Origin of the sequence: Streptococcus mitis, assembly GCF_047459985.1 — a bacterium.
GTDB classification, from domain to species: domain Bacteria; phylum Bacillota; class Bacilli; order Lactobacillales; family Streptococcaceae; genus Streptococcus; species Streptococcus mitis_DZ.
The window spans coordinates 96,878-104,138 of the sequence record NZ_JASHHD010000005.1; the positions used below are offsets into that span (position 1 = coordinate 96,878).

Sequence of the window (7,261 nt, forward strand, 5' to 3'; positions counted from 1 at the left end):
CCTCCTTATTTCTATGTCATCTATTATAAAACTTATATCAATAAACACCAATGACATCAATGTCCTTAAAACCTTACTATTTCGCTTTATTTCTATCTTATATCTAAAAAAACAGCTCTAAAGACGAACTTTAGAACTGTTTTGCCATATCCACAGTGACATTTTTGTCATTATTCCACTATTTTTATAAATATTTTTTTAAATCTTCTTGCCATTGTTTTTCCAACATGGTAACTAAATAAGAATTCTCTATTATATCAGCAAATATCTTTGATTTTTGATAGAACTGTTCAGCAGAGACATAATCTTTCTTTATTATCAGAGATAATTTCCACTCCAACATTAATACTATTGGTTTTTTTGAAAATCTTGTGTCTTTTCCATTATCTGATTAAGGCTAGATATATAAGTTGATAGCGAATCATAAGACGATAAATTATCCAAGCAGGCTAGACCTGAAAACAAAGTATTACTTAACGCAAAAAGATATTCTGGTGCAATTAATTCTACGTGATTTGTCAAACGAAATAAAAACGAATGAATTCTGTCAATTTCTAAATTCTGATTGTGACCTTGTTTTATTTTTGTAAGCACCGTAGCAAAATACAAATTTATAACCTCTAATTCATTTATCAAAAACAATTCCTTATCATAAATTATTTTAAAATAGTCGTCCAGCACGGTTTCCCCATATTCCGATCGTCCGCTTCGAATAACATCTATCGTTGCTCTAGTAGCATCAAACCATACTTTTTCCTCACTAGGAAGTTGCTCATAAAATAAATTCTCTATTTCTTCCAAGCATGCTTCCTTCTTATCATATTCCTCTTCTTTACCATAGATTGGTTCACGTAAAATCTGGTATTTCAGCTCCAAGTAACCAGAAGGAAGGGCTGTAAAGTCTGGCATAAGACTATAAGCCGGAACTCCTAAACGGCGAGCAATATAGTCTAACTTAGGAAGACTTGGCTGCGAAGCGCCACTTTCGATTCGGGCTAGTTGACGAACCGTCAGTTCTTGCTCATCTCCACAAAAATCTGGACGACTAATTCCTTTTTCTATCCGAGTCTCTTTTATTTTTTGACCAATTGACATTCTACACCTCCTCTTATACCTTATTCGAAAAAAACACTTTGAAACTCAGGTGATTTTATAGACTACATTCACGCCTACTCATAACTTTCCATAACTTCTTCCACTTCTGCCAAGGTAACCCCAAACAACTCTAGGCGTTTAAGGAATTGCTTTCCGTTGGAATAGCCGATACGAAGGCTTTCTCCTAGATATTCTCTGCGTTTTCGGCTATCTGATCCTGCTAGAAAACCAAGGCGAATCAAGTCGCTACGACTAATGTCAAACTGACTCTCATGTTCAAATTGTTCTGTCACCTGAGCTAGAGCCGTTTTCAGATCTTCATAGCTGGCATGCTCAATTCCCAGGGAACGTCCCTTGGTCTTGGACTTAGGAACTGCTTCATCACGTTTGAGAAAGGCGTGTTGAACTGTCGGAATGGTAGTCATAATCATCCGACGAATTCGTTCCCCATTAAAATCAGGATCAGTAAAAACAATCACCCCATAACGTTCATGTAGACGTTGAATTCGTTCAAGATCTTGTTCATTGATAGCCGATCCACGAGTCTCATAGGTCTCAACATCAAAGTAGCGTTTTAAATTAGCCGTATCATCACGCCCTTCGACTACGATGACTTGGGAAATTTTCTCTTTCATGATTTACTTTCCAATCCAAAGATTCGTTCTGCATTAGCACTTGTCACAGCTGCCAATTCTTCTGTCGTCATGCCACGCAAGTCCGCAATAAAGTCTACTACATAGCGCGTGTAAGCTGTCTTATTTTCACGCCCACGCTTGGGTACCGGGGCTAAATAAGGTGCATCCGTCTCTACCAAAATCTTATCCAAAGGTAACTCTTTAGCTGCTTCCTGAATATCTGTCGCCTTCTTGAAGGTCACCACTCCAGAAAAGGAAATAGTCATCCCAAGCTCCACAAACTTCTCAGCCCACTCTAAAGAACCTGAGAATGAATGCATGATGCCACCACGAGGACCAACTCCCTCGCTCTTGATAATCTCATAGGTATCTTCCAGCGCATCACGGGTATGGACAACAAATGGCAAATCCAAGCCCTTAGATAACTGAATCTGGCGACGGAAAACTTGCTCCTGCACTTCTTTAGGCGCTGTCATCCAGTGATAGTCCAAACCAATCTCACCCAAGGCAATAACTTTTGGATGTTTTAGTTTTTCTAGCAGGTAATTCTCAACTTCCTCTGTGTAGGTTCCTGCCTCTGTCGGATGCCAACCAATAGTCGCGTAAAGTTGGTCATACTCATCTACCAACTCCAAGGCACGCTCAATGGTCGGTTTATCAAAACCAACAATATTCATCTGTGTCACACCCATCTCAGCAGCTAAGGCAACTTCTTCTGCCTCACGACCTGCAAATTCTTCTACATTCAAGTGTGTATGTGTATCAAAAATCATCTCTTCTAACCTCGTTTTCTATCTTCTATTATACCAAAAAACTGCACTCTCTCCTCATCTGTACAAAATATTCGAAAATCCATTGTCGTCTCTTGACGCTATTTTTCCAAAGCAGTATAATAACCCTTGTTGAAATTTTCAGAAAAGGAAAGAAAATGCTTACAAAATTAAAATATACCTTTATCGGTCGTCCTCTTAAGTCCTTAACTGAAGGCGAAGGGGGATTACTGGGAAAAATGCAGGCACTAGCCATGTTGTCAAGCGACGCTCTGTCCTCCATCGCCTATGGGCCTGAGCAAGTAGTCCTCGTCTTGGCTAGTCTCTCTCCTCTAGCTATATGGTGGAGCCTTCCTATCGGCCTCTTTGTCCTCCTGCTTCTAGCTAGCCTGACCGTTTCCTACCGTCAAATCATCCATGCCTATCCTCAAGGGGGAGGGGCATATATGGTTACTCGAGAAAATCTATCTCCCGAACTTGGCTTAATAGCTGGAGGTAGTCTTCTGGTTGACTATATGTTGACCGTAGCGGTATCCGTTGCATCTGGAGCTGACGCTATCACAGCAGCTCTTCCTGCTCTTCACCCTTACAACCTCCACATCTCCATTTTTCTGGTTTGCTTGCTCATGCTCTTGAACTTACGGGGCTTAAAAGAATCTGCCAGTTCACTGATGATTCCTGTCTATCTCTTTATCATCAGCACTGTCTTTCTCTTGCTCTATGGAATCTTTCAACTAGTAACTGGTTCTCTCAGCTATCAGGCAACTTCACCTATTGGGCATGCTGTTCCGAGTCTGTCTATCGTTCTCATCCTAAGAGCTTTTACCAGCGGATCTGCCTCTCTGACAGGGGTTGAAGCTATTTCAAATGCTGTTCCCTTTTTCAAGGCTCCAAAAGAAAAGAATGCCGCTCAAACCTTGACCATTATGTCACTGATTTTAGGTTTTCTTTTTGCTGGTATCACCTTCCTAAACTACTGGATGGGGATTATGCCTCAACACGGAGAAACTATTCTTTCACAGATGGCTCAAGGCATCCTTGGCACTTCCTTCTTAGGCCACCTTGGGTATTATATCTTCCAATTCTCTACAGCCTTGATTTTGGTCGTAGCTGCAAATACTGGCTTTTCGGCCTTCCCTATGCTGGCTTACAATATGGCTAAAAACAAATACATGCCCCATCTCTTTATGGAAAAAGGAGACCGCCTAGGCTACTCCAATGGAATTTTAACTCTGGCTTTTGGGGCTATGATTCTTCTTCTCATTTTTAATGGCAATACCGAACGCTTGATTCCTCTTTATACTATCGGGGTCTTCGTTCCCTTCGCCCTATCTCAGACTGGGATGATTCGTCATTGGAAAAAGGAAAAAGGGGCCAACTTCTTAAAACCTGCTCTTGCTAATATCATTGGGGCAATCATTTGCTATGCGATTGTACTAATCCTGCTCTTTTTCCGTCTCAGTGATATCTGGCCTTTCTTCCCGATTATTCTCGTACTCACCCTACTCTTCTTGGCAATTCACAGTCACTACCAAAAAGTAGCCCAACAACTGCGACTCTATGAAGGAATCGAAAAACGTACTTACGACGGCAATCTGGTTCTGGTCCTAGTAGGAAATGTCACCCGAGTCAGCGTCGGAGCCATTAACTACGCTCAAAGTATCGGTGACGAAGTCCTAGCTATGCATATTTCTACCAAGGAGACAGCAGAAAAAGATCAAGAAATTCTCCAAGAATTTGCCGATTACTTCCCAACCATTACTCTAAAAAACATCAAGACCAGCTACCGCGACATCATCACCCCTACTGTCAAGTATGTCAAACGGATTTCCGAGGAAGCTCAGAAAAAGAACTATACAGTCACTGTCCTCGTCCCTCAGTTTATCCCTAATAAACCTTGGCAAAATATCCTACACAATCAGATGAGTCTCAAACTCAAATACGCTCTTCGTTGGCACCAAGACGTCGTTGTCGCTAGCTACTCTTATCACTTAAAAGAATAAAGAAAAGGCCCTACCAGAACCAATAATCGTCTGGTAAGGCTTTTTTCTGAATCCAGTCACTATGCTTATACTCAATGAAAATCAAAGAGCAAACTAGGAAACTAGCCGCAGGTTGCTCAAAGCACTGCTTTGAGGTTGTAGATAGAACTGACGAAGTCAGTAACCATACCTACGGCAAGGCGACGTTGACGTGGTTTGAAGAGATTTTCGAAGAGTATTAACTGAAAAGCATGACTAGGAACATTATTGAATGTGGTTAGCTAAATCTTCCTGAGCTTTTTTATTTGACTCAGCTTTTTCTTTTAGCCATTTTTCATAGAGTTCTTGGTACTGTTTAGCAGTTACTGGCTCTTTTTGCAATTCAACATATTTGTAGTTATCCGAATTACCCTTATGTCCTACAAATGAGAATGGTCCTGTAAATGGTACAGTCTTTCGGAAAATTGGGTTGGCTCCACCACTTTGAACTGGTAGGAAGAGGGCGCTATCTGTCAACCAAGCTTGGGCTTCAGCATATTTTTCATAGCGAGCTTGAGTATCTGTGATTTCCGCATCTGCCTGATCCAATAGTTTCTTATAGTCAGAAAGACCAATCTTGTCCTTAACTTCCTTATCTTTTCCTTCAGACAAGCCCATGTTTTTCAACTGAGAACCTGTCTCTGGATCAAGGATAGCTAGGTAAGTCTTAGGATCTGAATAGTCTCCACCCCATCCTGAGACGTCAATATCGTAGTCTTTTTGTTCTGCTGTATCTGCAAAGTAGGTTGCTTGGTCTTTTTCATCTGGAGAAAGTTGGATAACATCGATGACTACATTATCCTTACCAAGAGTTTCTTCCACAGTTTGTTTGAAAGAGCCAGCCTGTTGCACATCTAACTTAGCAGTCTGGTCAACTGGCATATCCAAATGAATTGGGAAGGTTACTCCCTGAGCTTGCAGACTTTCTTTGGCCTTCGCAAACTTCTCTTTGGCCTTTTCAGGATTCAAGAAAGCTTGCTTACCATCGTTTAGGTTGATATTTGCCCAATCTTTACCGTAGTTGACAATTTTCTCATTGACAATGTCACCAAAGTTCTTATCACCAACTTGAACAAAGTTACTTGGTGTAACCGTGTTACGCAAAATACGGTCTGCTCCATCTTCACCATTTGTCTGCGCTGCATAGGCATGGCGGTCAAAGGCAAAGTTGATAGCCTGACGGAAATCCTTATTTTGCATAGCTGCACGTGAATCTGTCTTTTCCTTATCAGACTGTTTCATAGTCTGCTTGTAGCTTTGACGATTAACGTTGAAAAGATAGTAGAAAGTAACTGAGTTTTGTGGTGTATAGGTAATCTTGTCCTCATTTCCCTTCTTGAGTTCAGCAAATACTGAACTTGTTGGGAAGATACGTCCGTCTGTGTAGTTGCCTTCCAAAAATCCTCTTGCAAGACTATCTTGGTCAGAACCGTCAAAGAAAGAGAGCTTCACTTTCTCGATTTTGACATTGTCCTTATCCCAATAGTTAGGGTTTTTATCAAATTCAATCAAAGATTTGGATGTGAAGGACTTAAACAAGTAAGGACCATTTGACAAGATACTTGATGGCGTCACACTTCCAAAGTCATCTCCCTTAGACTTCAAGAAGGCTTCGTTTACCGGACTAAGGATACTTGCTGTTGTTTTAGAGTTCCAATAAGTCTCTGGTTGATTGAGGGTGTATTGTAGTGTGTAATCATCCACCGCCTTAACACCAACAGTTCCAAAATCAGATGATTTCCCTTCAACATAGTCTGCTAGCCCCTTGATAGAGTCTTGTACCAAGTACAAGTTTTCAGCCTTTTTATCAGCCGCATACTTGAGACCAGTAACAAAGTCATGAGCTGTTACGTCCGCATACTCTTCTCCTTCAGAAGTGTACCATTTAGCTCCCTGACGGATCTTATAAGTGTAGGTCAAACCATCTTTTGACACTGTCCATGACTCAGCCATAGATGGGATGAGATTGCCATACTGGTCATTTTCCAACAAACCATCAATCAAGTTGGTTGTGATACTAGATGTAGAGTCTCGTGTAGAGGTAATATAATCCAAGGTATCTGGGTTATTGACAAAGATATAAGAGTAAGTCTTGTCTGCATTACTTGATTGAGATGATCCACACGCTGCTAAAGCTAGACCTGCTGTCAAAGCCATAGCTCCAAAAAGCATAACTTTTGATTTCTTCATGATTATTCTCCAATTTTACAGTATGTGAAATATTATACACTATTCAAGCAAAAACATAAAGCTTTTTGTACTTTTTTACAAAAATAAAAATCAGTAGACTCGAGTTCCTACTGATTTTTGATATGGTTTGTTTGGATTATGCAGCCAAAACTTTGCGTCCTTTACGACGACGAGCTGCCAATACGCGACGACCGTTTTTAGTTGACATACGGTTACGGAATCCGTGTTTGCGCGCACGACGAAGTTTACTTGGTTGATAAGTACGTTTCACGATGAATACCTCCTCATAGATTTTGTATTCGTTTAGCCGGCTATAATGTGATCAGTTACTAAACATACTTTACTATTCTATCTGATTCTTTCACTTTTGTCAATAGCTCTAGGCAAATGTTTCTGGCTTTTTCGAATGTGATAACTTCTCAAAGTAACTTCCACTTGTCTGACCAAAGTGGAAGTTAGTCTAAAACGGATTTTTATGGTGGAATTAAGTATGAGACGTTTGAGTTAGAAATGAGGTCTACTATGACAAAACATAAACATCTTACCCTTT

Annotated in this window: 6 protein-coding genes and 1 pseudogene; 2 read left to right on the plus strand and 5 right to left on the minus strand. The window is 40.5% G+C overall.

Going from position 1 to position 7,261, the window contains the following annotated elements; all coding sequences use genetic code 11:
• Window positions 1–184: 184 nt before the first annotated feature.
• The 3 genes and pseudogenes from QM959_RS04880 to QM959_RS04890 form a co-directional block, all read right to left on the minus strand.
• Window positions 185–1,095 (minus strand): annotated as a pseudogene (locus QM959_RS04880) (XRE family transcriptional regulator).
• 74 nt (window positions 1,096–1,169) lie between these two features.
• Window positions 1,170–1,730: a ribonuclease M5 gene (rnmV, locus tag QM959_RS04885; protein WP_414371760.1), complete on the minus strand. Its 561-nt coding sequence runs from the start codon at window positions 1,728–1,730 to the stop codon at window positions 1,170–1,172.
• Window positions 1,727–2,503 carry a TatD family hydrolase gene (locus QM959_RS04890; RefSeq protein ID WP_414371762.1) on the minus strand — a complete coding sequence of 259 codons (777 nt, stop codon included), beginning with the start codon at window positions 2,501–2,503 and terminating at the stop codon, window positions 1,727–1,729. The genes rnmV and QM959_RS04890 overlap by 4 nt, the downstream gene beginning before the upstream one ends.
• Before the next feature lie 155 nt (window positions 2,504–2,658).
• Between QM959_RS04890 and QM959_RS04895 the strand changes: the two genes are divergently transcribed.
• Both QM959_RS04895 and QM959_RS04900 read left to right on the plus strand, forming a co-directional pair.
• Window positions 2,659–4,503 carry an APC family permease gene (locus QM959_RS04895; RefSeq protein ID WP_414371764.1) on the plus strand — a complete coding sequence of 615 codons (1,845 nt, stop codon included), beginning with the start codon at window positions 2,659–2,661 and terminating at the stop codon, window positions 4,501–4,503.
• A gap of 74 nt (window positions 4,504–4,577) precedes the next feature.
• Window positions 4,578–4,724, plus strand: a complete 147-nt coding sequence (locus QM959_RS04900; RefSeq protein ID WP_023941542.1) for a hypothetical protein — start codon at window positions 4,578–4,580, stop codon at window positions 4,722–4,724.
• A 22-nt stretch (window positions 4,725–4,746) separates the two neighbouring features.
• Here the strand turns inward: QM959_RS04900 and QM959_RS04905 are convergent, their stop codons facing one another.
• Both QM959_RS04905 and rpmH read right to left on the minus strand, forming a co-directional pair.
• Window positions 4,747–6,711 carry a peptide ABC transporter substrate-binding protein gene (locus QM959_RS04905; protein WP_414371767.1) on the minus strand — a complete coding sequence of 655 codons (1,965 nt, stop codon included), beginning with the start codon at window positions 6,709–6,711 and terminating at the stop codon, window positions 4,747–4,749.
• A 136-nt stretch (window positions 6,712–6,847) separates the two neighbouring features.
• A complete protein-coding gene (gene rpmH, locus QM959_RS04910; RefSeq protein ID WP_000831905.1) occupies window positions 6,848–6,982 on the minus strand; it encodes a 50S ribosomal protein L34 in 135 nt (44 codons plus the stop codon).
• Between the last annotated feature and the right edge of the window lie 279 nt (window positions 6,983–7,261).